At 70.9% G+C, this 23729-nt stretch carries 27 protein-coding genes; 13 read left to right on the top strand and 14 right to left on the bottom strand.

Features of this window, described 5'->3' with window-relative positions; all coding sequences use genetic code 11:
* Positions 1 to 387: 387 nt before the first annotated feature.
* Both mihF and OG439_RS33200 read left to right on the top strand, forming a co-directional pair.
* On the top strand, positions 388 to 699 hold the full coding sequence (gene mihF / locus OG439_RS33205) for an integration host factor, actinobacterial type (RefSeq protein WP_026468624.1): 312 nt from the start codon (positions 388 to 390) through the stop codon (positions 697 to 699).
* Positions 700 to 782: 83 nt separating this feature from the next.
* Positions 783 to 1925, top strand: a complete 1143-nt coding sequence (locus OG439_RS33200; protein WP_326944633.1) for an isochorismate synthase — start codon at positions 783 to 785, stop codon at positions 1923 to 1925.
* Between the two features lie 291 nt (positions 1926 to 2216).
* On the opposite strand, the gene OG439_RS33195 is transcribed toward OG439_RS33200, so the two are convergent.
* Positions 2217 to 2903 carry a 4'-phosphopantetheinyl transferase family protein gene (locus OG439_RS33195; RefSeq protein ID WP_326944632.1) on the bottom strand — a complete coding sequence of 229 codons (687 nt, stop codon included), beginning with the start codon at positions 2901 to 2903 and terminating at the stop codon, positions 2217 to 2219.
* 130 nt (positions 2904 to 3033) lie between these two features.
* On the opposite strand from OG439_RS33195, the gene OG439_RS33190 reads away from it, so the two are divergent.
* Complete coding sequence (locus OG439_RS33190) at positions 3034 to 4203, top strand: acyl-CoA dehydrogenase family protein (RefSeq protein WP_326944631.1); 1170 nt, start codon at positions 3034 to 3036, stop codon at positions 4201 to 4203.
* 66 nt (positions 4204 to 4269) lie between these two features.
* Here the strand turns inward: OG439_RS33190 and OG439_RS33185 are convergent, their stop codons facing one another.
* The 4 genes from OG439_RS33185 to OG439_RS33170 are packed head-to-tail and all read right to left on the bottom strand — an operon-like array spanning position 4270 to position 7556.
* Positions 4270 to 4590, bottom strand: coding sequence for a hypothetical protein (locus OG439_RS33185; protein ID WP_247058300.1), 321 nt, complete (start codon positions 4588 to 4590; stop codon positions 4270 to 4272).
* 58 nt (positions 4591 to 4648) lie between these two features.
* Positions 4649 to 5290, bottom strand: coding sequence for a TetR/AcrR family transcriptional regulator (locus tag OG439_RS33180; RefSeq protein WP_326944630.1), 642 nt, complete (start codon positions 5288 to 5290; stop codon positions 4649 to 4651).
* On the bottom strand, positions 5281 to 6822 hold the full coding sequence (locus tag OG439_RS33175; RefSeq protein WP_326944629.1) for an ATP-dependent acyl-CoA ligase: 1542 nt from the start codon (positions 6820 to 6822) through the stop codon (positions 5281 to 5283). Before OG439_RS33175 ends, OG439_RS33180 begins: the two co-directional genes overlap by 10 nt.
* Entirely contained in the window at positions 6819 to 7556 is a 738-nt protein-coding gene (locus OG439_RS33170; RefSeq protein WP_326944628.1) for an enoyl-CoA hydratase/isomerase family protein, read from the bottom strand. Before OG439_RS33170 ends, OG439_RS33175 begins: the two co-directional genes overlap by 4 nt.
* Positions 7557 to 7657: 101 nt before the next feature.
* Between OG439_RS33170 and OG439_RS33165 the strand changes: the two genes are divergently transcribed.
* Entirely contained in the window at positions 7658 to 9241 is a 1584-nt protein-coding gene (locus OG439_RS33165) for an amidohydrolase (protein WP_326944627.1), read from the top strand.
* A gap of 4 nt (positions 9242 to 9245) precedes the next feature.
* Here the strand turns inward: OG439_RS33165 and OG439_RS33160 are convergent, their stop codons facing one another.
* Positions 9246 to 9566, bottom strand: coding sequence for a hypothetical protein (locus OG439_RS33160; protein ID WP_326944626.1), 321 nt, complete (start codon positions 9564 to 9566; stop codon positions 9246 to 9248).
* Between the two features lie 58 nt (positions 9567 to 9624).
* On the opposite strand from OG439_RS33160, the gene OG439_RS33155 reads away from it, so the two are divergent.
* From OG439_RS33155 to OG439_RS33130, 6 genes are all read left to right on the top strand, one after another.
* A complete protein-coding gene (locus tag OG439_RS33155; protein ID WP_326944625.1) occupies positions 9625 to 10065 on the top strand; it encodes a GNAT family N-acetyltransferase in 441 nt (146 codons plus the stop codon).
* Positions 10066 to 10104: 39 nt separating this feature from the next.
* Positions 10105 to 10788 carry a metal-dependent transcriptional regulator gene (locus OG439_RS33150; RefSeq protein WP_247058286.1) on the top strand — a complete coding sequence of 228 codons (684 nt, stop codon included), beginning with the start codon at positions 10105 to 10107 and terminating at the stop codon, positions 10786 to 10788.
* A 68-nt stretch (positions 10789 to 10856) separates the two neighbouring features.
* Positions 10857 to 11690 (top strand): LLM class flavin-dependent oxidoreductase, encoded by an 834-nt coding sequence (locus OG439_RS33145; RefSeq protein WP_326944624.1) that lies wholly within the window; start codon positions 10857 to 10859, stop codon positions 11688 to 11690.
* 72 nt (positions 11691 to 11762) lie between these two features.
* Complete coding sequence (locus OG439_RS33140) at positions 11763 to 12107, top strand: transcriptional regulator (protein WP_326944623.1); 345 nt, start codon at positions 11763 to 11765, stop codon at positions 12105 to 12107.
* Between the two features lie 51 nt (positions 12108 to 12158).
* Positions 12159 to 13217, top strand: coding sequence for a zinc-binding dehydrogenase (locus OG439_RS33135; RefSeq protein ID WP_326944622.1), 1059 nt, complete (start codon positions 12159 to 12161; stop codon positions 13215 to 13217).
* A gap of 54 nt (positions 13218 to 13271) precedes the next feature.
* Positions 13272 to 13898, top strand: a complete 627-nt coding sequence (locus tag OG439_RS33130; protein WP_326944621.1) for an alpha-ketoglutarate-dependent dioxygenase AlkB family protein — start codon at positions 13272 to 13274, stop codon at positions 13896 to 13898.
* On the opposite strand, the gene OG439_RS33125 is transcribed toward OG439_RS33130, so the two are convergent.
* On the bottom strand, positions 13895 to 14467 hold the full coding sequence (locus tag OG439_RS33125) for an ArsR/SmtB family transcription factor (RefSeq protein ID WP_326944620.1): 573 nt from the start codon (positions 14465 to 14467) through the stop codon (positions 13895 to 13897). The two genes, OG439_RS33130 and OG439_RS33125, sit on opposite strands and share 4 nt — an antisense overlap.
* A gap of 88 nt (positions 14468 to 14555) precedes the next feature.
* Here OG439_RS33125 and OG439_RS33120 point away from each other — a divergent pair, with 88 nt between their 5' ends.
* Together OG439_RS33120 and OG439_RS33115 are read left to right on the top strand one after the other, a co-directional pair.
* Complete coding sequence (locus OG439_RS33120) at positions 14556 to 14912, top strand: hypothetical protein (protein WP_326944619.1); 357 nt, start codon at positions 14556 to 14558, stop codon at positions 14910 to 14912.
* A complete protein-coding gene (locus OG439_RS33115; protein ID WP_326944618.1) occupies positions 14905 to 15135 on the top strand; it encodes a hypothetical protein in 231 nt (76 codons plus the stop codon). Before OG439_RS33120 ends, OG439_RS33115 begins: the two co-directional genes overlap by 8 nt.
* Positions 15136 to 15167: 32 nt before the next feature.
* Here the strand turns inward: OG439_RS33115 and OG439_RS33110 are convergent, their stop codons facing one another.
* The 5 genes from OG439_RS33110 to OG439_RS33090 are packed head-to-tail and all read right to left on the bottom strand — an operon-like array spanning position 15168 to position 19403.
* A complete protein-coding gene (locus OG439_RS33110) occupies positions 15168 to 16001 on the bottom strand; it encodes a biotin-dependent carboxyltransferase family protein (protein WP_326944617.1) in 834 nt (277 codons plus the stop codon).
* Positions 15998 to 16606, bottom strand: a complete 609-nt coding sequence (locus tag OG439_RS33105) for a 5-oxoprolinase subunit B family protein (RefSeq protein WP_326944616.1) — start codon at positions 16604 to 16606, stop codon at positions 15998 to 16000. The genes OG439_RS33110 and OG439_RS33105 overlap by 4 nt, the downstream gene beginning before the upstream one ends.
* On the bottom strand, positions 16603 to 17355 hold the full coding sequence (locus tag OG439_RS33100) for a LamB/YcsF family protein (protein ID WP_326944615.1): 753 nt from the start codon (positions 17353 to 17355) through the stop codon (positions 16603 to 16605). The genes OG439_RS33105 and OG439_RS33100 overlap by 4 nt, the downstream gene beginning before the upstream one ends.
* 1 nt (position 17356) lies before the next feature.
* Positions 17357 to 18151 (bottom strand): putative hydro-lyase, encoded by a 795-nt coding sequence (locus tag OG439_RS33095; RefSeq protein WP_326944614.1) that lies wholly within the window; start codon positions 18149 to 18151, stop codon positions 17357 to 17359.
* 10 nt (positions 18152 to 18161) lie between these two features.
* Positions 18162 to 19403 (bottom strand): MFS transporter, encoded by a 1242-nt coding sequence (locus tag OG439_RS33090; RefSeq protein WP_326944613.1) that lies wholly within the window; start codon positions 19401 to 19403, stop codon positions 18162 to 18164.
* A gap of 117 nt (positions 19404 to 19520) precedes the next feature.
* On the opposite strand from OG439_RS33090, the gene OG439_RS33085 reads away from it, so the two are divergent.
* The gene (locus OG439_RS33085) at positions 19521 to 20252 is read left to right on the top strand and encodes a GntR family transcriptional regulator (RefSeq protein ID WP_247063703.1); all 732 of its coding nucleotides are present in this window, start codon (positions 19521 to 19523) and stop codon (positions 20250 to 20252) included.
* Between the two features lie 262 nt (positions 20253 to 20514).
* Here the strand turns inward: OG439_RS33085 and OG439_RS33080 are convergent, their stop codons facing one another.
* Positions 20515 to 21879, bottom strand: a complete 1365-nt coding sequence (locus tag OG439_RS33080) for a ricin-type beta-trefoil lectin domain protein (RefSeq protein WP_326944612.1) — start codon at positions 21877 to 21879, stop codon at positions 20515 to 20517.
* Positions 21876 to 23708 (bottom strand): ricin-type beta-trefoil lectin domain protein, encoded by a 1833-nt coding sequence (locus OG439_RS33075; protein ID WP_326944611.1) that lies wholly within the window; start codon positions 23706 to 23708, stop codon positions 21876 to 21878. The genes OG439_RS33080 and OG439_RS33075 overlap by 4 nt, the downstream gene beginning before the upstream one ends.
* Between the last annotated feature and the right edge of the window lie 21 nt (positions 23709 to 23729).

Genomic DNA, 23729 nt, shown 5'->3' with positions numbered 1-23729 from the left:
CGGGTGAAGCGGGCATGGTCAACAATGGCTCCGTTCGGTCACGGTCGTCGCCCGATCGCGGGACGACCGAACGGTGATCATGATCATCGGATCTGGCCCTTTTCCTTGTATGTAAGGAAATAAGCGCGAATTCGGGGCGTAGCGGAGGCTTCACTTCCGGGTGAGTCAGGCCACTCGGGACGTGGATTGGGAGCGTTTCCGCAGGCCGGAGCGGGTTGCCCGGCATCACCTCCAGGGGTAATAAGTGCGTGTCGGTTGCACGGCCGCGATCCCGGTGGCGTTTACTGGGGCCGTGGTAAGGGACGGCTGGCCAGCGCTTGCAGCAGCAAGCACAGCAAAAAGCCGTCGGCCGCGAAAGCGGAGACCTGAGAGGAAAGGACTACTACGTTGGCTCTGCCTACGTTGACTCCGGAGCAGCGCGCCGATGCACTCGCCAAGGCGGCCGAGGCTCGCAAGGCGCGTTCGGAGCTGCTCGCGTCGATCAAGTCCGGCAAGGAGAGCATCGAAAAGGTGCTCAAGCAGGCCAAGGAGAACAAGACGATCGGGAAGACGAAGGTCACCCAGCTGCTGAAGGCCGTTCCCGGCCTCGGCGCGGTGAAGGTCGCCGCCCTGCTCGAGCAGGCCGGCATCGACCCGGACCGGCGCGCCGCCGGCCTGGGCGAGCGCCAGCGCGAGGCGCTCATCGACGCGCTCAAGTAGCCGTCACCAGGAGCTGACCGCGGGGGGAGTGTCGCTCGTGACACTTCCCTCGCGGATCTCCCGGATCCTGGGACTCTGGAGTGGTGGACGAACTCCCTGCCGTTGATTTGGCCGCTCGCTACCAGCGCGGCGACTTCCTGTTCACGACCGCCCGGCGCGCACTCCTGGCGCAGGGCACCCTCCGGACCGTCACCGAGACGGACCCCCGGCGGCTCGCCGCGGTGCTTCCCGGCGTCCTCGCCGAGACCGGCGCCCCGCTGGCGGTAGGCGTCCTGCCGTTCGACACCGGGCCCGACACGAAGGTGCCGGGTCACTTGGTCGTGCCGCGGACCGTCCACCGGTCCGAAGGCGCCCCTTCGCTGCCCCGCGAGGTCCTGCCGGCGCCGTCGCGCGTGCGTGCGGTGCCCTCACCCGAGCAGCACATGGCTTTGGTGCGCGCCGCCGTCGACGCTCTTCGTGAGCGTGACCTGCGGAAAGCCGTCCTGGCCCGCGCGCTCGACCTCGAGTTCGCCGCCCCCCTGGTCGCCGAAAGCATCGTGCGCAACCTGGCGGTCGGCAATCCCCGGCACTTCACCTACGCGGCCGAGCTGCCCGGCGGCCGGACGCTCGTCGGCGCGACGCCCGAGCTGCTGCTGCGCCGCACCGGGTCGACGGTCTTCTCCAGCCCGCACGCCGGCTCGATGCCGCGCTCGGCCGACCCGGCGACCGACCGGGCCAACGGCGAGGCGTTGCGGACGTCCCGCAAGGACCAGCTCGAGCACGCCGTGGTCATCGACTACGTCGTCGAGGCGCTGCGGCCGTTCTGCCGGACGCTGGAGGTCCCGGCCGAGCCCGAGCTGGTGACGACGCCGGCCATCTGGCACCTGCGCACGCCGATCACCGGCGAGCTGGCCGACCCGGACGTCACCGCCCTCGACCTCGCGGCGGCCCTGCACCCGACCCCGGCGATCTGCGGCACCCCGACCGAGGGCGCCCGCGACCTGGTCCAGGAGCTGGAGCCGTTCGACCGCGACTACTACGCGGGCGCGGTCGGCTGGGTCGACGCCACGGGCGACGGCGAGTGGGCGGTGGCGATCCGCTGCGCCGAGATCGCCTCGACGTCGATGCGGCTGTACGCGGGCGGCGGCATCGTCCCGGCGTCGGACCCGAGGGCGGAACTGGACGAGACGACGGCGAAGTTCCGGACCCTGCTGACGGCGATGGGCCTGGAAGACTCGCTCAAGTAGTCCAGAGCACGCGAAGCAGGCCGACCCGGCTCTGGCCTTCCAGGACGGGACAAGCCACTACTGCAGGCTGAGCTCCGTCTTGAACGTGCTCCATGACCGGCTGCCGGCTGGTGCTTGCCCGGTTTGGAAGGTCTTGTCCGCGGCCTGGAGCGTGCGCCGGTGCGCGGCCGGGTCCGCGAGCTACCCGGCTTCACGAGGCGAGGGTCTCGACCGGATCGGTCAGGCTCAGCTGCTCGCTTGCGACGTCGAGCGCGTGCTCGCAGTTGCGATCGAACTCGACCGCGACCTTCGTCAGGGCACCCAGTGTTCCTCGGTCACCGACAGCTCTTCGGTGGTCAGGACGGCGATCGCCGCGCGGTAGCCGTCTGCGGCCTTCAGGTCCGTCAGGCTCGTGCGGGCCGGGTCCAGGGCCGGGTCGCCCGAGGCGAGCAGGCGGGCCGGCTCGTCGTAGCGGGAGAACGTGATGCTCTGCAGCGGGATCTTCAGGCCCTTGCCCGTGGCCTTCATCACCGCTTCCTTGCGCGTCCAGTAGACGAAGAACGCGCGCGCCTTCTCTTCGCCCGACAGGCCGGTCAGGTGCTGGGCCTCGGCGGGGCTCAGCGCGTACTCGATGAGGCCCTCGTCGGCCTTGCGCGTCGCCGTTTCGACGTCGAGGCCGACCGGGACCGCCGGGGTGGCCGCGAGGCCGATCAGGTCGCCCGAGTGTGAGATGGACAACGTCAGGTCCGCGCCCGGGATGCGTGGCCTGCCGTGCGGCTTGCCGCAGTCGTCGCAGGTCGCGTCGAACTTCACCGACTCCAGCGGGATGCCCAGGCGTTCGGCCGTGACCGTCTTCGCCAGGACGCGGCCGGTGAGGAACCGGCGTTTGTCCGCGTCCTGCCGGTACGCCCCGAAGCGGTCCTGCTCGACGTCGTCCAGCAGGCGCAGGAAGCGCGGCTCGGCGGGCAACGGCGCTGACCAGCGGACCACGATCTCCATCACACCCCCGATCCTTCCCGGTGCCAGGCCGGTTGTCACGAATTCGGGTGCAGGACTGGGGTAATGCCACACTCAGCGGGTACTCTTGACTAAGCAAGCGCTTAGCCAGTGTCGGAGGAGCAGCTCAGTTATGGACTTTTCTCTCAGCGTCGAAGAACGTGAAGTGCGCGACTGGGTCCGCACGTTCGTCCAGCGCGAGCTGGTTCCGCTCGAGCAGGAGGTCCTGCGGCGCGAGCGCGCGCACCAGCCCGGCCTCACCGGCGAGGAGCTGAAGGACCTCCAGCTGAAGGCCAAGGACTCCGGCTTCTGGGGCATCCTGACGCCGGAGGAGTACGGCGGCATGGGCATGTCCGCCGTGATGGCCGCGCTGCTCGAAGCCGAGCTCGGCCGCACCTTCGTGCCGTTCCGCTTCGGCGGCGCCGCGGACAACATCCTGTTCCACGCCAACGAGGAGCAGAAGCAGGCGTACTTGCTGCCGACCATCTCGGGCGAGCGCAAGTCCTGCTTCGCGATCACCGAGCCGGGCGCCGGATCCGACGCGAAGGCCATCCGGGCGACCGCGCGCAAGGACGGCACGGACTGGGTCATCAACGGCGAGAAGACCTTCATCACCGGCGGCAACGAAGCCGACTTCACCATGGTCTTCGCCATCACCGACCCCGAAAAGGGCGCGAACGGCGGTGTCACGTGCTTCCTGGTCGACCGCGAGGCCGGCTGGAAGTCCGAGTACATCGACACCATGGGCGAGTGGGGCCCGGCGTCGCTGATCTTCCAGGACGTCCGCGTCCCCGAGACGCAGATCCTCGGTGAGGAAGGCCGCGGCTTCGAGCTGGCCATGCAGTGGATCGGCCAGGGCCGCTACCTGCTGCCGGCGCGCGCGATCGGTTCGTGCGAGCGGCTGATCTCGATGGCCATCGAGTACGCCAACACCCGGGAGACGTTCGGGCAGAAGATCGCCGAGCGGCAGGCCATCCAGTGGATGATCGCCGACTCCGGCGTCGAGCTGGAAGCCCTGCGCTGGCTGGTGCTCAGCGCCGCCTGGCAGGTCGACCAGGGCGTCGACTCGCGGCACGCGCAGTCGATGGCGAAGCTGTACGGCGGCCAGAAGGCCAACGAAATCGTCGACCGCGTCATGCAGATCCACGGCGGCATGGGTTACACGCGGGAACTGCCGGTCGAGCGCTGGTACCGCGAGCTGCGGCTGCTGCGCATCTACGAGGGCACGGACGAGATCCAGCGCCGCACGATCGCGCGCAACCTGCTCAAGGGGCACGTGAAGGTCGGCGGCGTCCTCGGCTGAGGACCCCCGGAACGCGGTCAAGGCCACCTCCCGAACTCCGGGAAGTGGCCTTGACGGCGGTTGGAGCTACTTCTTGTTGCGGATGGCGATCGGTACGCCGGCCAGGTCCTCTTCGTTGCACAGCAGCTTCACGTCGTAGTACGGCGAACCCTGGCGGTCGTCGTAGTCGAGGTGGATGGCCAGGACGTCGAGGGGCTCGCCCAGCCACTCCTGCGCCTGCCGTAGCCACTTGGAGCACCGCTCCAGGGCGGTGGGGAGATCGTCATCGCGGAACTCGACCGGGCGGTAGGGCACGTCCTGCACCTGATCGCGGGGGTTTGCCGGCGTCGGGAGGCCCGGCGCGAGACCCGAGTCGTCCAGTTCCAGTTGGATCGTTTCCTCAGTCACCCTTCGAGCGTCCCCCACGCGCGCCGTCTGAGCAAGGCGTACTCAGGTAAAACCGGCGCTAAACGGACAGCCCCCACTCTTTGGCGATGATTTCGCGGCACCGGGCCAGGTTGCTCACGCCGGGAGCCGACGTGCAGCCCAGCGCCCGCGACGCCAGCTCCGCGTAGTGCTCCGCGAGCTGGTCCAGCGCGAGCGGGCCACGCGGCGAATACCACCGCGCGACACCACTGCACATCTCCAGCAGCGCCAGCCGGGTCACCGCCGGGTGTTCGGTGTGGAACACCCCGGCCGCGACACCTTCGTCGATGGCCGCGGCCCAAAGCCGCTCGTAACCGTCGCGCAGCGCCACGACCGGCTCGCGCGCCGCCGGGGACAGGACGTCGACTTCGTTGTCCACCACCCGGGTTTCCGCCGGGCCGACCGCGTGCGCGAGCACGTGCAGGGCCACCAGCGTGCGCAGCCGGTGCACCGGGTCGGGGCTGCCGGCGGTCGCTTCGCGGGCGGCGTCGAGGAGGCGGGTCAGCGCGGTGTGCATGATTTCCGCGAGCAGATCCTCCTTGGTGCCCATGTAGTGGTACAGGCTCGCCGACGAAAGTTCCGCCTCCTGGGCCAGATCCCGGATGCCGGTGCCGTGGAAACCCTTGGTGGCGAACAGTTTCACGGCCGCCGCGCGCACCCGGTCGCGACTGCTCACAGCCATCTCTCCACCTTCGTGTCCCAGGCGCCGGCGCGCAGGTCGGTCACCTTCCGCAGCTCGCCCTTGGCGACGCGCTCCGACGGCGTCAGCGGCAGCTCGTCGGCGAACGCCCAGAACCGGGGAACCTTGAAGTAGGCCAGCATTTCCGCGCAGAACGCCGTCAGCGCGGCCGGTTCGGGACGCTCGCCGTCGCACACGACGTACGCCTTGATCTCCTCGCCGCGCAGCTCGTCCGGCACCGCGATGACGGCCGCCACGCGCACCGCCGGGTGCAGCAGCAGCGCGCGTTCGACCTCGTCGGCGGAGACGTTCTCGCCGCTGCGGCGGATCATGTCCTTCGTGCGGCCGACGTAGTAGACGCGGCCCGCGTCGTCCATCCGGGCGAGGTCGCCGGTGTGGAACCAGCCGTTCTCGAACGCTTTCGCCGTCGCGACCGGGTCCGCGTGGTAGCCGTGCATCAGGCCGATCCCGCGGATCAGCAGCTGCCCGGTTTCCCCGCGCGGCAACGGTTCCCCGTCGGGCCCGGCGATCATCACCTCGCGGTCGCGGCTCGGCCGGCCGATGCAGCCGGTGCCGACGGTCTCGTCGTGGTCGGCGGCGCCCACCCGGATGTCGCCGCCCGTCTCGGTCATCCCGAACGCCTCGAACCACGGCACGCCCCAGCGCTGCTCCAGCTCGGCGTGCAGGTCGAGCGGGATCGCGGACGCGCAGATCGCGCGGACCCGGTGGTCGCGGTCGGCGTCGGCCGGCTCCTGGCGCAGCAGCAGCGCCGGCATCAGGCCCAGGCAGTAGAACCACGTGACGCCGTGCTCGCGGACCTTCGCCCAGAACGTGCTGGGGTGGAACCGGTCCAGCACAACGAGCGTGGCGCCGCCGGCCAGGCCCAGCGCGACGTTCCACTGTGGATCGATGTAGTGGAACGGTTGCGCGGTCAGGATGACGTCGTCCGCGCCGACGGCCGGGAAGTCCGTGGCGAGACTGACCGCGAGGGTGGTCCAGTACCGGTTCGGCAGCACGCAGCCCTTGGGGGCGCCGGTCGTGCCCGAGGTGTACTGGAGGTTCACCGGCGTTTCCGGCACCGGCGTGAAAGCGGCACTTTCACGTGAAAGTGCCGCTTGGAGCGCGTCCGGGGTGACGACTTCGGCGAGGCTGGTTTCCGGGGCGATGCGCGTGAGCAGGTCCACGAACTCCTCGGCGGCGATCGCGAGCCGGGCGCCGGAGTGGCGGAGCACGTGGGCGCCGTCGAACTCGCGGTAGTTCGTGTTGATCGGCACCAGCAGCGCGCCGATCTTGGCCAGGCCGAGCCAGATCAGCGGGAACGCGGGCACGTTGCGCAGCATCACGGCGACCCGGTCGCCCGGGCCGACGCCGCGTTCGGTCAGCGCGGCGGCGATGCGCGACGTTTCGGCGTCGACCTCGGCGAAGGTGAAGCGCTGGTCGTCTTGGTCGAAGATCCACGCTGTGCGCTCGGGCCACAGTTCGGCGGCCCGCGTGACGAGCTGGGCGAGCGTCCCGATCTCGGCCAGGGGCGTCACGTCCGGCTCCGGAAGGCCTCCGTGGACGCGGCGACCGCGGCCGAGTGCTCGGTGATCAGCGCGTGGCTGACTTCCAGCTCCAGCGCGGGCTCGACGTCGATCGGGGTGTCGAGGACGCGCTTCGCCATCGCGGCGGCGGCCGGCGGGTGCTCGGCGATCCGCTTCGCCCAGCTCCGCGCCTCGGCCTGGAGCTGATCGGCGGGCACGGCCGCGTTGACCATGCCCAGCTCCGCGGCCTTCCGGCCGTCGAAGCGCTCGCCGAGCAGCAGCAGCTCCTTCGCCTTGAGCGGGCCGACGAGCAGCGGCAGCAGCCGCGACGCCGCGCCGGTGACGCTCAGGCCCAGCGAGACCTCGGGGAACGCGAACACCGCGTCCTCGGCCGCCAGGATGAGGTCGCAGCCGAGCGCGAACTCGGCGCCCGCGCCGATCGCGTAGCCGTGCACCGCGGCGATCACCGGCTGGCGCAGCGCGCGCAGCCGCCGGGTGACGTCCTGGAGCCGGTCCAGGCGCGCCCGCGAATCACCTTCGGGGGTGGATTCCTTGAGGTCGTGGCCGGCGCAGAAGGCCCGGCCGTTGCCGGACAGCACGACGACGCGCGCGTCACTGCGGGCGGCGGCGTCGAGGGCGGCGAGGAAGTCGTCGACCAGCACGGCGGCGACCGCGTTCAGCCGCTCGGGCCGGTTGAGCCGGATGTGCGCGATGCCGTCCTCGACGGCGAACTCCACGGTGGGCATGAGGCCGATGCTAGACGTTCGATCGATCGATCGATAGCCTTCGAATGAAGCCGCGGCGCGAAGCGCCTCCGTTGAGGGTGGCGGCGGGGAGGAAGGCGGAGATGCGAGTTGATGCGGTCTACGAAAACGCCCTGGTGTGGACGGGCACGGGCCTGACCAGCGCACTCGCCGTGCTGCACGGCCGGGTCGTCGCGCTGGGGGAGGACGCTCTCGGGGTGTCCGCGCGCCGCCGCGTCGACCTCGGTGGCGGGTTCGTCGTGCCCGGGTTCCACGACGCGCACAACCACATGGCCTGGTTCGGGATGGCCCTCGACGACGTCCCGCTCGGCGGCTGCCGCAGCGTCGAGGAGGTCTACGACGCCGTCGCCGCGCGGGCCGCGACGCTGCCGCCCGGCAGCTGGGTGATCGGGAGCGGGTACGACCAGAACAAGCTCGCCGGCGGGCACCCGGACCGGCACGGCCTCGACCGCGCGGCGCCCGGGATGCTGGTCCGGCTCAAGCACACGTCCGGGCACATGACGGTGGTCAACTCGGCCGTCCTGGACCAGCTGGACCTGGCGCACGTGCCGGTCGGCGGCGACGTCGTGCACGCCGACGGCTCGCCCACCGGGCTGCTGCGCGAGCAGGCCCAGCTGCTGCTGCGGCCGCTGACCTACCCGACACCGGTGGAGCAGGTCGTCCGCGGCCTCGACCGGGCGTCGGAGCGGTACCTGTCCGAGGGCATCACGAGCGTCCAGGAGGCCGGGATCGGCGGCGGGCTGGTCGGCGAGACACCCGCCGAACTGGCCGCCTACCAGGTCGCGCGCGACCGCGGCGTGCTGCGCGTGCGCAGCACGGTGATGGTCGCCGCGAGCGTGCTCCACGACCTGCCCGACGGCGCCGGGTTCGGCCTCGACCTCGGGCTGCGCACCGGCCTCGGCGACGAGTGGCTGCGCGTCGGCCCGATGAAGCTGTTCGCCGACGGTTCCCTGGTCGGGCGCACCTGCGCGATGCACGAACCCTTCGACGGCGAGCCCGAAAACCGCGGCTACTTCCAGGTGCCCGAGGACGAGATCGCCCGCACGATCCGGAAGGCGCACGACGCCGGCTGGCAGATCGCGACGCACGCGATCGGCGACCGCGCGATCACCGTCGTCCTCGACGCGTACGAAGCCGCGTTGGCCGCTTCGCCGCGCGCGGACCACCGGCACCGCATCGAGCACTGCGCGGTGCTTCAGCCCGCGGAGCTGACCCGGCTCGCCTCGCTGGGGCTGCTCGCTTCGCCGCAGGGCCGGTTCGTCAACGAGCTCGGCGACGGGATGCGCGCCGCGCTCGGCGAGGCCCGCGTGCCGTGGTGCTACCGGCTGCGCAGCGTCCTCGACGCAGGCTGCGTGCTCCCGGCGTCGTCGGACCGCCCGGTGGTCGACGGCGCGCCCCTGCTCGCCCTGGCGGACATGGTGCGCCGGCGGACGGCGTCCGGCGCGCCCTTCGCACCCGAAGAGGCGCTGACGCCGGAGCAGGCGCTGCGCGCGTACACCTACGGCTCGGCCTACGCGAGTTTCGCCGAGCAGGACCTGGGCACGCTGGAGCCCGGGAAGCTCGCCGACTTCGCCGTGCTCTCCGGCTCGCCGCTGGACGAGTCCGCTTGGGACGACCTGAGCGTGCTGGCCACCGCCATCGGCGGCGAACTGCGTTACCAGGCCTGATGTCTCACGCGCCTCCCACGAACTCGAGTGCCTCCTTCGCCAGGGCGGGCCACGGCTGCGGCGAGTCCGCCGACAGGGCCAGCCATTCCTTCATCGGGGTGCCCTTGTTCGCGTCGAACCGGACGCCGTGGCCGCCGTCGACCAGCTCGTCCACCCGCGCTTCCGGCAGCTTCAGCACCAGCTGCCCGCGGACGAACATCACGAAGATCCGGCCGCCGACGCGCAGGGCGCCACGCCCGAACCCGCCGGTCGCGCCGGGTGGCGTGATGCCCGGTTGTCCGGTGAACTCGTCGACCAGGTCCTCGTACTTCTCCTCCGGTGCCATCGACCACCTCCTCCGCGCTCGACCCTAACGACCACCACCGACAGAAACGGGAGGCGAAATGCCCGTCCGCGACGCCGTCGTCGAAGACATCGAGGAGATCTGCGCGCTCATCGAGGAGCACGCCGTCTACGAGGACAAGCACGACCTCAAGCTGGACCGCGCCGAGATGAGCGGTCACTTGTTCGGGCCGGCACCGAAGGCCTGGGTGCTGATCGCGACCCCGCCCGGCGAGCCCGGCACGGTCGCCGGCTTCGCCTTCTGCAGCTGGAACTTCTCCACCTGGGAAGCCAAGCCGGGGATCTGGCTGGACGACCTGTTCGTGCGTCCCGCTCAGCGGCGCCACGGCCTCGGCGGCGCGCTGCTCGCCGAGCTGGCCGCCCGCACCGACGGGCGCGTCGAGTGGGACATGCAGGCGGGCAACGAGAAAGGCGAGGCGTTCTACGCCCAGCTCGGCGCGGAACCGGTCCCCGGCTGGATCCGCTACCGCTGGCGGCCGTGAGGCGCACGGCGAAAGTACGCGGCCCGTATCGTATGCGGCATGGGAGATGGTTCGGTCCGGAGATCCTCGTCGGTCGAGGACTACGTCCGGGTGATCTACGGCCTGGTCGAGCGCGGTGAGCCGGTCACCAACACCTCGCTCGCCGGCCGGCTGGAGGTCAGCCCGTCCTCGGCGTCGGGGATGGTCACGAAGCTGTCCCAGCTCGGCCTGGTCACCCACGTGCCCTACCGCGGTATCGAGCTCACGGCCGACGGTCGGCTGCTCGCGCGGTCGGTGCTGCGCCGGCACCGGCTGATCGAGACGTACCTGGTCTCCGAGCTCGGCTACACCTGGGACGAGGTCCACGCGGAGGCCGACGCGCTGGAGCACGCGGTGTCCGACCGGCTGGTCGAGCGCATCGCGGCCAAGCTCGGCAACCCGGTCCGCGACCCCCACGGCGACCCGATCCCGGCCGCGGACGGCAGCGTCGAGGAACTGTCGGTCCGCATCCTGGACGACCTGGAGCCGGGCGCGGTCGGCGAGATCGTCCGGGTCTGGGACACCGACCCGGAGCTGCTGCGCTACCTGACCGAACACGCGATCAACCTGGGCGAACGCATCGAGGTGGTGGAACGCCAGCCGTTCGGCGGACCGATGGTGGTCAAGGTGGGGTCACCGCCGGAGGTGGCCACCCACGCGATCGGCAAGGAGATCGCCCAGGCCCTGTCGGTCACGCTGCGCTAGCCGACGTACGTCCGGGTGACGTCCTGGAGCTGATGTGGTGACACCGCCGTGCCGTCGATCATGGCCGCATGACCACTCCGTTCCGCTTCGGCATCGTCGCCGGTTATGCCCCTGACCTCGGTGCCTGGACCGCCCAGGCGCGGCGGGCCGAGGCACTCGGCTTCGACACCCTGCTCGCCACCGATCCCGTCTCCGGGGGTGACCCGTTCGTGCTGCTCGGGGCCGCAGCCGCGGTCACCGAGCGGATCACCCTCGGTACCTTCGTGCTCGCCGATCCCTTCCGGGACGCGCGAGTGCTCGACTGGCAGGCGCAAACCCTCCACCAGCAGACCGGCGGCCGGTTCGAGCTCGGGCTGGGGGCCGGGCGGCCCGGTGCCGACGCGCACGCCGCGGTGCTCGGGCGGGAGTTCGGCTCGCCGGGTGAGCGCGTCACACGAATGGCCGAAACGATCGCGCTCCTCAAGCGATCGATCGACCGGCCGCGGCTGCTGCTCGCCGCAAGCGGGCCGAAAATGCTGGCGCTCGCCGCGCAAGAAGCCGACATCGTCACCTTCTCGTGGGCGCCCACGACCACGGAAGACCAGGCCCAGTCCATTGTGGATCGATTCCGAACGCTCGCCGGGCCGCGGCTGCCGGAGATCGAGCTCGGGCTGAACCTGATCGCCGTCGGTGACGAGCCGTCCCAGCAGGTGGTCCGCTTCGCCGGGGTCGACCTCCCCGAGCTGGCGGCGATGGGTGCGGTCACCGTGCTGCCGTCGGATCCGGGCCGTGCCACGGAAAACCTCCGCCGGTGGCGGGACCGGTGGGGGATTTCCTACGTCACGGTCAACTCCGGCCACATGGCACCCTTCGCCGCGATCGCGGACCACGTCAGGACTTCCGGGGCGTTCGCAGGTGGGTGAGTGGTCTTCCGATCTCGCCGAAGCAGGCCTACGCTCCAAATTTCGGTTTCGGGAGTGCTTCGGAGCGATGTGATGACCGGTCAGCGAACACACACGATCGACCGGGGGGAACAGGCGGAACTCGACCGGCTGCTGGCCGTTGGGCCCTTCGCCGTGGCACTGCGGACGGCGATCCGGCATCGCGGCCTCGGCCTCGACCGGATCCGCTATCGCTTGCGCGGCAGGGGAACCACGGTCAGCTTGGCCACCCTCAGCCACTGGCAGTCCGGGCGGTGCCGGCCCGAGCGGGTGGAATCGTTGGAGGCGCTGAGAAACCTCGAGGACATTCTCAACGTGCCCGATGGTTCGCTCAGCAAACTGCTCGGGCCACCGCGGCCGCGGACCCGCTTCCACCCGCAGCCGCCGCCGCTCAACTGAGCGACGGCAACGGAAACCCGCTCACCTGAGCGGCTCGGTTAGGCTCGCGATATGCGAGCTGTGGTGATGGCGGAGTTCGGCGTCCCGCCCCTGGTCCAGGACGTGCCGGAACCGGTCGCGCCGCCCGGCGGGGCCGTCGTCGAAGTCGACGCCACCGGCGTGTGCCGCAGCGACTGGCACACGTGGCAGGGACATGACAGCGCGGTGACACTGCCGCACGTCGCCGGCCACGAGCTCGCCGGCCGCGTCGTCGCACTCGGCGAAGGCGTGCGTGGCTGGGCGCTCGGCGCGCGCGTCACCGTGCCGTTCGTCTGCGCCTGCGGCACGTGCGCCCAGTGCGCCCGCGGTGACCAGCAGATCTGCGACCGCGAGTTCCAGCCGGGCGCGACGCACTGGGGGTCGTTCGCCGAGCGCGTCGCGGTCGGGCACGCCGAGGTCAACCTGGTGGCGCTGCCGGACTCGCTCGGCGCGGCCGAGGCGGCGGCGCTGGGCTGCCGGTTCGGCACGGCGTTCCGCGGGGTGCTGCGGCAGGGCCGGGTCACGGCCGGGCAGTGGGTGTCGGTGTACGGCTGCGGCGGCGTCGGGATCTCCGCCGTGCTGCTCGCCGTCGCGGCCGGGGCGAAGGTGGTCGCGGTCGACGTCTCGCCGGCCGCGCTGGAGCTGGCGGCGAAGTCGGGGGCGGCGCTGACGGTCGACGCGTCGGCGTTCGACGGCCACGAAGCCGTCGCCGCGCACGTGCGCGAGCTGACCGGCGGCGGCACGCACGTCTCGCTCGACTGCCTCGGCTCGCCGTCGACCTGCGCGGCGTCGGTGGGCAGCCTCCGCAAGCGCGGGCGGCACGTCCAGGCCGGGCTGATGCCGCCGGCGCAGGGCGTCGCGCCGATCCCGATGCACCGGGTCATCGGCGGCGAGCTGGAGCTGGTCGGGATCCACGGCCTGCAGGCCCACGAGTACCCGGAGCTGCTGCGCGTCGTCGAGACGTCGGGCATCGACCTGGCCGCGCTGATCGGCCGCCGGATCGGGCTCGACGACGTCCCGGCCGCGCTGGCCGAGATGAACGACCCGGTGCCGGCGCGGGCGGGCGTCACCGTGGTGACGTTCGGTGCGTGATCCACGGCACGTTGCCGGAAGTCGGGGGCGGGAGTCGCTGGCACAATCGAAGTAGTGGACGCTCTTCTGCCGAGACCCCGCGCCGAACTGGCGCCGGGTGCGGTGCACCTGCCCGACTGGCTCGATTTCGACGCGCAGCGCGACCTCGTCGCCGCCTGCCGCGGCTGGCCCGGCTACCGCAACACGACCTACCCCAACGGCGGCGTGATGTCGGTCAAGACCGTCTGCCTCGGCTGGCACTGGTACCCGTACGGCTACTCGCGCACGACCGACGACGGCCGGCCGGTGCTGCCGTTCCCGGACTGGCTCGGCGACCTCGGCCGCCGCGCGCTGGCGGACGCGTACGGCGAACCGGCCGAGGACTACGTGCCCGACACCGCCTTGGTCAACTTCTACGCCGCGAAGACGAAGATGGGCCAGCACCAGGACAAGGACGAGCAGAGCGCGGCCCCGGTGGTGTCGCTCAGCCTCGGCGACACGTGCGTCTTCCGCTTCGGCAACACGGAGTCGCGCAACAGGCCGTACACCGACGTCGAACTGCACTCGGGCGACTTGTTCGTCTTCGGCGGGGCCTCCCGGTTCGCCTACCACGGCGTCCCGCGGACGTTGCCGGGCACGGCGGACCCCGCGCTCGGCCTGACCGGCCGGCTGAACATCACGCTGCGGGTGTCCGGGTTCTAGGCGGTCTCGGTCTCCGGGACCATGACCAGCCGGACGGCCAGCGCGCGGGACCCCTCGGGGTGCTCGCCCGGCGCGGTGACGTACTTCCAGATCAGGTTCTGGTACTCCTCGACGAACGACGCGATCTGGTCCTTCGTGAGGCGCAGCCCGGAGCGGTGGATCTGGTTCCAGCCCTCGGCACTGTCGTACCCCGCGTACGCCCGCGTGACCAGGCCGATGTCGTGGCTCATCTTGAGCGCGCCCAGCTTCAGCGCGGCTTCGCGCTCGTCCGGCGTCATCTCCAGGCCGGGTGGCGTGAAGATGTCCTTCGACAGTGCCTTCCACCAGCGCTCGCGGCCGGTGGAGCGCTCCTCGATCTCCGCGATCAGGTCCAGGTCGGCGAGCTTGCGGAGGTGGTAGCTGGTCGTCCCGGTGCTTTCGCCGAGGGCCTTCGCGACGCTCGTCGAGTTCGCTTCGCCGTGTTCGCCCAGGTAGGACAGGATGTCGCGGCGCACAGGGTTGGCCAGGGCCTTGTAGAAGGCCTTGAGATCCGCGCCGGTGAGGACCCGCCGCTCGGGACGTTCGACCATGCCCGGAGCGTACTACAGAGACTGTTTGCAAAGAATCTCTGCATTCGGCTACCTTGGGTTCCGGGGGTACGAGACTTCGGGGGTTTCGATGCGGAAGGTCTTCTGGGCGGCGGGATTGTGCCTGCTGCCGTGGATCGCGGTACTGGGGATGACACTGCCGGACGTCTATCCGGCGCAGCACTGGAGCCTGGCGTGGACGGGCTTCGACGCGGCGGAGGCGCTCGGCCTGCTCGCGACGGCCTGGCTGCTCGGCCGCGGCGACCCGCGGATGCCGTTCGCCGCGATCGGCACGGCCACGCTGCTGCTGACCGACGCCTGGTTCGACGTCGTCACGGCCGGCGACGACGTCGTGTTCTCGCTGCTCATGGCCGGGCTGGAGGTGCCGCTGGCCCTCGCGTGCCTGTCGGTGGCCCTGCCGCGGCCGGCGGTCCCGGCCCATGTCTGAGCTGAGCCCGCGGCTGCGCGACGAGATCGACGACCAGGTCGCGGAGGCCTTCGACGCCTACCTGGCGGAGTCCGGCCTGACACGGCGACGGCGGCGGGCCTGGCCGGTGCTGGTCGCGATGGCTCTGGGGGTCATCGCGACCGGCCTGGCCCCGGGCGCGGCCTGGGCGATCTGGCTCGCGGTCACGGTCACGGCCTGGGTGGTCTGCCGCAGCTTGTCGTGAGTGTTTAGGGCGGTTCTAACCGCCCTAAACACTCACGAGGCCCGGAAGCGGAGGGTCTGGCCGGGGCGCAGCTGGGCGGCGACGTCCAGGTCCTCCTCGTCGACGACGGCGATCACCGGGTAGCCGCCCGTCGTGGGGTGGTCGGCGTGGAACAGGATCGGCTGCCCCGACGGCGGCACCTGCAGTGATCCCGGCACGCACGGCTCCGACGGCAGTTCGTCGTGGCGGGTGCGGGAAAGCGGAGGGCCGGTCAGGCGGATGCCTACGCGGTCGGAGTCCGGCGAGACCGTGTACACAGTGGACAGCAGCCGCGCCGGGTCGGTGAACCAGTCGCGACGCGGGCCCGGCGTCACGCGCAGCACCGGCGACACCGGCAGGGCCGCGCGGGGCGCGAGATCGACCGTGGGGAAGCCGATCGGCGGAGATCCGATCGGCAGCAGCATGCCCGCGGCGAGCGGTGGCGGGCCGAGCTTGCCGAGGGTGTCCGTCGACCGCGAGCCCAGCACCGGTGGGACGTCGATGCCGCCACGGACCGCGACGTAACAGCGCAGCCCGGTCGACGCCATGCCGAGCGCCAGTTCCTCGCCCGGCCGGAGTGTGATCGGCCCGTTCAAGCCGCCCTTCGACAGCGGGCAGTCCGCGCCGGTCACCGCGATCGTCGTCAACGCCGTCGCGCGCAGCACCAGGCCGCCGAGCGTGACTTCCAGGCCCGCGGCCCCCGACGGGTTGCCGACGAGCCGGTTGGCCAGCCGGAACGAGCCGCGGTCGGCGGCGCCCGAACGGCCGACGCCGAGGGCCGCGTGGCCGGGGCGGCCGAGGTCCTGCACGGTCGTGGCGAACCCGGGCCGCAGGATCTCGAGCTTCACGAAACCTCCCGGAAGCGCACGCGCGTCCCCGGCGGCAGCAGGTTCGGCGGGTCGCGCTCGACGTCCCACACCGGCGCCTCGGTCCGTCCGAGCAACCGCCAGCCGCCCGGCGACGCGCTCGGGTACACCGCGCTGTACTCGCCCGCGATCGCCACCGAACCCGCCGGGATGCGCGTCCGCGGCGAGGATCGGCGGGCCACGTGCAGCACCGGGTCCGCGCCGGACAGGTAGGCGAACCCGGGCGCGAACCCGCAGAACGCCGAGACGTATGAACCCGCGCTGTGCCGGGCCACGACCTCCGCGACCGACAACCCGGTCTCGGCCGCGACCTCCGTCAGGTCCTCGCCGTCGTACACCACCGGGATGACCACTTCGTGGGCGTCGGCAGGTCCACTGTCCACAGGGGACACTCGACGCAGCAGGGCGCCCAGCCGGTCAGCGGAGGTCACCGCCGGGTCGAAGCGGACCAGCAACGTCCGCGCGGCCGGAACCAGCTCTTCGACACCAAGAGGCGACGCCTGCACCAGCGCGGCCTGATAGCCCAGTACGTCGTCGACCTCCACGAGCACCGCGCGCCGCCCGCACGGCAGCAGCCGGACGGTCATCCGGTGAACGCGGTGAGCGGCACACCCGCGTCGGTCAGGCCGTCGCGGATCCGCCGGGCCAGCTCCACCGCGCCCGGCGTGTCCCCGTGCACGCACAGGGAGTCCGGGCGCAGGTCGAGCTTGGCGCCGTCGGCCGTGACGACCCCGCCGCCGGTCGCCATGGCTACCGCGCGCTCGGCGACGGCGCCGGGTTCGTGCAGCACGGCGCCGGGCTGCTTGCGCGACACCAGCCGGCCTTCCGCGGTGTAGGCCCGGTCGGCGAACGCCTCGGCGTACGCCACCACCCCGGCTTTTTCCGCCTCCCGCTGCATTTCCGAGTCCGGCAGGCAGAGCAGCGCGAGCGCCGGGTCGTAGCGGCGCAGGCCCTCGACGATCGCCGCGGCCTGCTCCGGGTCGGCCGCCGCGGTGTTGTACAACGCGCCGTGCGGCTTCACGTACGTCACGCGGCTGCCGGCCGCGCGGGCGAACGCGTCGAGCGCGCCGATCTGGTAGAGCACCTCGTTGGCCAGGTCCTCCGGGGCGATGTCGAGCGCGCGCCTGCCGAACCCGGCCAGGTCGTGGTAGCCGACGTGCGCGCCGATCGCGACGTCGCGATCGGCCGCCAGCTCGCACACGTGCCGCATCACCGACGGGTCGCCGGCGTGGAAGCCGCACGCGACGTTCGCGCTGGTCACGATGTCGAGGACGGCTTCGTCGTCGCCCATCTTCCAGGCGCCGAAACCCTCGCCGAGGTCGCTGTTCAGGTCCATTTCAGCCCACCCGGTATTCGCTGTCGTGGCGGTCGGTGATGAACATGTACCCCGGCGCGTGGGTGATCGCGTACGGCGGCCGCGACGCCATCAGCGCCGCCTGCGGGGTGACCCCGCAGGCCCAGAACACCGGGACGTCACCGTCGGCCGCGTCCACCGGATCACCGAAGTCCGGCCGCGAAAGATCTTCGACGCCCAGGGTACGCGGGTCCCCGATGTGCACCGGCGCGCCGTGGACGGCCGGCATCGCACGGGTGATGCGGATGGCGTCGTCGACGCGGTCCTCGGGGAGGTACCGCATCGACACGACCATCGGGCCGAAGAGCCGCCCGGCCGGTTCGCACGGCCGGTTCGTCAGGTACATCGAGACGTTGCGGCCCTGCTCGACGTGCCGCAGCGGGATGCCCTCGGCGGCCAGCGCCGTCTCGAAGGTGAAGCTGCAGCCGATCGAGAAGGCGACCATGTCGCTGCGCCACAGTCCGGTCGCGTCGGAGACCTCGCCGGCGAGCACGCCGTTCTGCCAGATCCGGTACCGCGGCAGGTCGGTGCGCAGGTCCGCGCCGTCGGCCAGCTTGGTGCCCGGGTCGCCGGGGTCGGTGACGTCGAGCAGCGGGCACGCCTGCGGGTTGCGGGTGCAGAACAGCAGGACGTCGTAGGCCCAGTCCTGCGGCACGGCGATCAGGTTCGTCTGGGTGAAGCCGCCCGCCCAGCCCGTCGTGGGGCGGGCGGTGCCACGTCGGAACGCTTCGCGGGCTTGCTCCGGCGTGAACGTGGCCGGTTGGTCGAAGGTCGTCATGAGTTCCCCCTCAGTCAACGAGTTCGATCCCTCGGGTTTCGGGTAGCCCCAGCAGGGCGAACGCGGCGATGGCGTAGCCGATCGCGCCGAACACGATCGCGCCGCCCGCGCCGAGGAAGCCGACGACGGTCGGGAAGATCGCGCCGACCGCGCGGCCGAAGTTGTACGTGAAGCCCTGGCCGGTGCCGCGCACCGTCGTCGGGTACAGCTCGGCGAGGTACGCGCCGAAGCCGCTGAAGATCGCGGACATCGAGAAGCCGAGCGGGAAGCCGAGCACCAGCACGAGACCGTTGGCGCCCTTGGGGATCTGGGTGTACGCGACGATCAGCCCGGCCGACAGGATCGCGAAGGTCAGGAAGGTTTTCTTGCGCCCCATCAGGTCCGTCAGGTAGCCGCCGCAGACGTACCCGACGAAGGCGCCGGTGATCAGGAACGCGAGGTAGCCGCCGGTGCCGATGACGGTCAGTTCGCGCGTCTTCTTGAGGTACGACGGCAGCCACGTCGAGATCGTGTAGTACCCGCCCTGGACGCCGGTCGCGAGCAGCGCGGCGAAGAACGTCGTGCGCAGGAGGTCGCGGTGGAAGATCTTGACCAGCGTGCCCTTGACGCGCTCGCCCTTGAGGCGTTCCTCCGCGCGGGGCGCGTCCTTGACGCTCTTGCGGACCCAGAGCACGAGCAGTGCCGGGATGACGCCGGTCCAGAACATGATGCGCCAGGCCAGGTCGGGGCTCGCGAGGCTGAACACGACGGTGTAGACGATCACCGACAGGCCCCAGCCGACCGCCCACGCGCTCTGCACGAACGCCACGGTCCGGCCGCGGTAGCGCGCCGAGGAGTACTCCGCGACCAGCGCCGCGCCGGCCGCCCACTCGCCGCCGAAGCCCAGGCCCTGCAGCGCGCGGAAGATCAGCAGCGTCTCGAAGTTGGGCGCGAACCCGCAGAGCACGGTGAACACCGTGTACATCGCGATGGTGATCTGGAGCGTGCGGACGCGGCCGATGCGGTCGGCCAGCATGCCGGCGCCGATGCCGCCGACGGCCGACACGACCAGCGTCGTCGTGCCGAGCAGGCCGGCTTCACCGCTCGAAATGCCGAAGTACGCGGTGATCGCGGCGAGCCCGAGGGGCAGGGTCTGGTAGTCGAACGAGTCCAGGCCGTACCCGCCGAACGCGCCGGCGAAGGCGAGCCGGCCGCGTTTCCCCAGTGTGCGGAACCAGTCGAACGGCCGGGCCTCGGTTGCTGTGGCAGTCATGTCGGGCACCTCCAGGCCAGTGTCTCATCGTGGCGTGCCTCACACAGTAAGGATTGTTCAACAATTCCACAAGAGTGCAATTCGATCGTCCCCTGTGTGACGGGTACCATCGTCGCCGTGGTCATCGAAGACAGCGTGGTCCCGGACCTTCCCGGCCTGGAGGCCGATCGCGGCCTGGTCAGCCGCAAGAGCACCGCCGAGCGGGTGGCGGGCGTCCTCCGCAAGCGCATCGCGGAGGGCTTCTTCCTGCCCGGTGGGCGGCTGTCGGAGCAGGACATCGGCAACGCGCTCGGCGTCTCGCGCAACACGCTGCGGGAGGCGTTCCGGCTGCTCACGCACGAGCGGCTGCTCGCCCACGAGCTCAACCGCGGGGTGTTCGTGCGGATCCCGAGCATCGAGGACGTCGTCGACATCTACCGCGTGCGCAAGATCATCGAGTGCGCCGCGGTCCGGGGCGTGACGGCGAAGCCGGCGTCGTTCCCGCGGATCAAGGAGAAGGTCGACATCGGTGACGAGGCCGCCCGCAACGGGAACTGGAAGGACCTCGGCACCGCGAACGTCTGGTTCCACCAGGAGCTGGCCGCGCTGTCGGGCAGCGAGCGCGTCAACGAGCTGGTCGGCCGGCTCACGGCCGAGCTGCGGCTGGTGTTCCACATCATGGCCGAGCCGCGCCGCTTCCACGAGCGCTACCTGCCGCGCAACCACGAGATCCTGGACCGCGTCGAGGCGGGCGACGGCCCGGGCGCGGAGCAGCTGCTGATGAAGTACCTGGAGGACGCGGAGGAGCAGCTGGTCGAGGCGTACGCCGACCGCGCGGCCGCCGCCCGGGCGGCGATCGCCGTCGAGTAGTGCGTCTTCGGGCACGCTTGCGGTCCGGACGGGCCGAGCCCGGCGTTTCCGGGCCGCGGACTGGATAACCTCAGCGCGGTTTCGCCGCCGGATACCCCCAGCGGCCCGCGAAACCCGGCTGCCGGGGCGTGGCTACCCCCAGGGTCACCCCCGGCAGTTCCGAAACGGCACGCGGCACCCCCGAACGCCGAAGTCCGTGAATGCCACATTGACGGACACTATGTCCCTCGATGTGGCATTCACGGACTTCAGGGGTGGTGCGTCAGCCGGCGTAGCGGGCGAAGATCCTCGTGAAGTCCCACGCCTGCTGGGAAACGCCCGAACACGTGTCGTCGTTCGGGTAGGCGCCCGGGCAGGGGCGGTCGCGGTTCGCGGACCAGAACGTCAGCCGGGCCAGGTGGTGCGTGTTCGCGTAGGCCAGGATGGTGTTGAAGTCGGCCAGGGTGACCGTCTCGCTGTTGTCCGTGATGCCGTTCATCGACGAGATGCCCATGTGCCGGTAGGCCGTGTCGTCGTCGTAGCCGTAAGCCGACTTGACGACGTTCTTGAGGCCCTCCGCCGCGCGCTGCGTGAGCGTGCCCATGTTCTGGCCGGCGCCGCCGAAGTCGAACGGCATGATGACCCAGCCGTCGACCGTGAGCCCGGACTGGGCCGCGCGGTTCACCAGGCTGTTGTCCGGCCCCGACTGCCCGGTGCCGAACGTGACGTACAGCTTGATGCCCGCGTTGTTCGCCCGGATCGTCTTCAGCGCGTCGACCGTGCGTTGCTGCACGGTCGGGTTGCTGTAGGCGTCGGCCTCGATGTCGATGTCGATCGCCTTGAGGCCGTAGGCGCTGATCACCTTCTGGTACGCCGCCGCCAGCTCACCCGCGCTGCCGCACGACGACTCCAGCTTGTTCCCGGAGTAGCCGCCGAACGACGGGATGACGTCGCCGCCGCCCGCGCGCACGGTGTTGATGGTGTTCTGGTCGACGCCGCCGGTCAGCGCGCGGCCGCCGTCCCACTGCGGGTTGCAGTAGCCGTTGGACAGCACGAACGCCAGCGTGAACCACTTGACGCCGGTGGCGTTCTGGATCGTCGCCGGGCTCGGCGGGTTGCCCCAGCCGTTGTAGAGGTACGGCGCGACGGCCATCACGCCCGGCCCGGACGGTGGCGGGGTCGTGCCGCCGCTCGGGAGCGTCCACTGCTGGTTGGCGCTGCTCGCGCACGTCCAGATCTGTAGCCGCGTGCCGTTCGCCGAGCTGTTGCCGGTGGCGTCGAGGCACTTGCCCGACCCGGTGTTGACGAGGTTCTTCGCCGCGTTGGCCGTCCACTTCTGGGCGTTGGAGCCATTGCAGTCCCACAGCTGGATCAACGCGCCGTTCGCCGTGCCCGCGTTGGTCACGTCGAGGCACTTGCCCAGCGCCTGCAGGGAACCGTCGCTGCCGACTGTCCACTGTTGGGCGTTCGAGCCGTTGCAGTCGTAGAGCTGGATCGCCGTGCCGTTCGCGGTGCTCGCGGCGTTGACGTCGACGCACTTACCGGCGATGCCGGTGATCGGGCCGGTCGCCGCCTGCGCGACTCCCGGGGCGAGCACCAACGCCGACGCCGCGGCTACCAGCGCGCCGAATGCTGCCAGTTTCTTCATGCGGGCACGTTCCACTTCTGGTTGGCGGCGCCGGTGCAGGTCCAGATCTGCAGCCGGGTGCCGTTCGCGCTCGAATTGCCGGTCGCGTCGACGCACTTGTTCGACGCCGCCCCGACGAGGTCCTTGGCCGCCGTCGCCGCCCAACTCTGGTTGGCCGTCCCGCCGCAGTCCCACAGCTGCAGCTGGGCACCGTCCGCTGTGGACTGTCCGGTCACGTCGAGGCACTTGCCCAGCGCGCGGAGCGTGCCGTCGGTGCCGACCGTCCACTGCTGCGCCGCCGACCCGTTGCAGTCGTAGAGCTGCACGGCCGCGCCGTTCGCGCTGCTGCCGCTCGCGACGTCCAGGCACTTGCCGCCGAGGCCGGTGATCGGCCCGGTCTTGCCGGTGCCGCCACCGCCGCCGGTGCCCTGGTTGCCCGCCCAGGTGAACGTCGCCGACGTGTGGCCGGGCAGGTTGTAGGTGAACGACGAGTTGCCCCAGTTCACCCGGACGCTCTGGTTGCCGGTGCTGGTGTTGTACGCGATCAGCGCCTTCGAGCCGTCCGGGTTCTTCCAGGCGACGTTGCGGACGGTCGAGTTGTCGTTCGAGTCGATCCGGACCGCGCCGGGCTTCACGAACTTCGTCAGGTGACCCATCGTGTAGTACTCGACGGTGTAGTCGACCTGTCCGTTGCGCCCGTCTCCGTTGTGGACGGTCACCAGGCCGGTGCACGTGTCACAGCCGCCGTTGTGCGGGTTGTGCGCCTGGTCCATCGCCAGGCTCCACTTGGTGACCGTGCGGCTCCAGTTGCGCGTGTAGTCGACGATGTTCGTCATGTCCTCGGCCTGCTGGTTCGACACCCAGGTGCCGCCGGAGTGCTCGGTCGAGTACGCGTTGACGCTCGGGTACTGGTTGTGCACGGTCGTCTGCTGCGAGACGTTGCCGCCGTAACCGTGCCACGCCATGCCGCCGAAGTTCGGGTCGTTGCGGATGGCGGCGTCGTCCATTGTGGGCGCCGCGAAGGACTGGTACTGGTCCCAGTTCCAGTCCAGCGCGAGGACCTTTGTGGACAGTCCGGCGCTGTGCAGCGCGGGCAGCAGGTTGGTCTTGGTGAAGTACGCCAGGCCCGCGCCGTTCCAGTTGGTCGACGGGTAGCTCGCGCAGCACGTCGGTTCATTTTGGACGGTCAGGTAGTTGATCGGCACGCCCGCGGCCTGGTAGGCCTGGACGTACTTGACGAAGTACTGCGCGTACGCCGGGTAGAACTGCGACTCGACCCAGCCGAGCAGGTAGCTGTCGTTGTCCTTCATCCACGGCGGCGCGCTCCACGGCGAGGCCATGACCTTGATCTGCGGGTTGAGCTGCAGCGCCTGCTTGGTCAGCGGCAGCACGTCCGCCTGGTCGTGCGCGATGGAGAACTTCGCCAGGTTCTGGTCGGTCTGCCCGGCGGGCACGTCGTCGAACGTGTAGCTGTTGCGCGCGATGTCCGACGCGCCGATCGGGTTGCGCAGGAAGCTGATGCCGATGCCCGCGTTGGGGTCGAACAGCTTCTGCATCACCGAGTTGCGCGTGCTGGCGCTGAGCAGGTTGCTCGAGTTGAGCAGCCACGCGGCGGAGTCGGTGAACGACGCGCCGGCGCCCTCGAACTGCTGGTAGGTGGTGTTTTCGTTGACGTTGATGGTCTGGCCGCCGGTGCCGGTGCCCGCGGTGAAGCTGATCGGTGTCTGCTGCTGCAGGCCGCGGGTGACGTTGACGCCCTTGGCGTCGTCGGTCGTGGTGAGCCAGACGTTCACGGCTTCGCCCGCGGCCTGCGCGGGCACGGCGAAGGCGGCCGCGGCGAGCGCGGTCACGCCAAGCAGGGAAAGGAGAGA

The organism is Amycolatopsis sp. NBC_01307, from assembly GCF_035975215.1.
Classification (GTDB): domain Bacteria; phylum Actinomycetota; class Actinomycetes; order Mycobacteriales; family Pseudonocardiaceae; genus Amycolatopsis.
Note: the sequence above shows the minus strand (reverse complement) of the source record. Positions and strands in the feature narration are given on the sequence as shown.

Excerpts from the sequence above, each read along its gene's own strand:
- OG439_RS33195 (WP_326944632.1), bottom strand. The coding sequence starts at position 2,903 with ATGGAGATCGTGGTCCGCTGGTCAGCGCCGTTGCCCGCCGAGCCGCGC.
- OG439_RS33190 (WP_326944631.1), top strand. The coding sequence starts at position 3,034 with ATGGACTTTTCTCTCAGCGTCGAAGAACGTGAAGTGCGCGACTGGGTC.
- OG439_RS33180 (WP_326944630.1), bottom strand. The coding sequence starts at position 5,290 with ATGGCTGTGAGCAGTCGCGACCGGGTGCGCGCGGCGGCCGTGAAACTG.
- OG439_RS33170 (WP_326944628.1), bottom strand. The coding sequence starts at position 7,556 with ATGCCCACCGTGGAGTTCGCCGTCGAGGACGGCATCGCGCACATCCGG.
- OG439_RS33165 (WP_326944627.1), top strand. The coding sequence starts at position 7,658 with ATGCGAGTTGATGCGGTCTACGAAAACGCCCTGGTGTGGACGGGCACG.
- OG439_RS33160 (WP_326944626.1), bottom strand. The coding sequence starts at position 9,566 with ATGGCACCGGAGGAGAAGTACGAGGACCTGGTCGACGAGTTCACCGGA.
- OG439_RS33155 (WP_326944625.1), top strand. The coding sequence starts at position 9,625 with ATGCCCGTCCGCGACGCCGTCGTCGAAGACATCGAGGAGATCTGCGCG.
- OG439_RS33150 (WP_247058286.1), top strand. The coding sequence starts at position 10,105 with ATGGGAGATGGTTCGGTCCGGAGATCCTCGTCGGTCGAGGACTACGTC.
- OG439_RS33145 (WP_326944624.1), top strand. The coding sequence starts at position 10,857 with ATGACCACTCCGTTCCGCTTCGGCATCGTCGCCGGTTATGCCCCTGAC.
- OG439_RS33140 (WP_326944623.1), top strand. The coding sequence starts at position 11,763 with ATGACCGGTCAGCGAACACACACGATCGACCGGGGGGAACAGGCGGAA.
- OG439_RS33135 (WP_326944622.1), top strand. The coding sequence starts at position 12,159 with ATGCGAGCTGTGGTGATGGCGGAGTTCGGCGTCCCGCCCCTGGTCCAG.
- OG439_RS33125 (WP_326944620.1), bottom strand. The coding sequence starts at position 14,467 with ATGGTCGAACGTCCCGAGCGGCGGGTCCTCACCGGCGCGGATCTCAAG.
- OG439_RS33120 (WP_326944619.1), top strand. The coding sequence starts at position 14,556 with ATGCGGAAGGTCTTCTGGGCGGCGGGATTGTGCCTGCTGCCGTGGATC.
- OG439_RS33115 (WP_326944618.1), top strand. The coding sequence starts at position 14,905 with ATGTCTGAGCTGAGCCCGCGGCTGCGCGACGAGATCGACGACCAGGTC.
- OG439_RS33105 (WP_326944616.1), bottom strand. The coding sequence starts at position 16,606 with ATGACCGTCCGGCTGCTGCCGTGCGGGCGGCGCGCGGTGCTCGTGGAG.
- OG439_RS33100 (WP_326944615.1), bottom strand. The coding sequence starts at position 17,355 with ATGGACCTGAACAGCGACCTCGGCGAGGGTTTCGGCGCCTGGAAGATG.
- OG439_RS33095 (WP_326944614.1), bottom strand. The coding sequence starts at position 18,151 with ATGACGACCTTCGACCAACCGGCCACGTTCACGCCGGAGCAAGCCCGC.
- OG439_RS33090 (WP_326944613.1), bottom strand. The coding sequence starts at position 19,403 with ATGACTGCCACAGCAACCGAGGCCCGGCCGTTCGACTGGTTCCGCACA.
- OG439_RS33080 (WP_326944612.1), bottom strand. The coding sequence starts at position 21,879 with ATGAAGAAACTGGCAGCATTCGGCGCGCTGGTAGCCGCGGCGTCGGCG.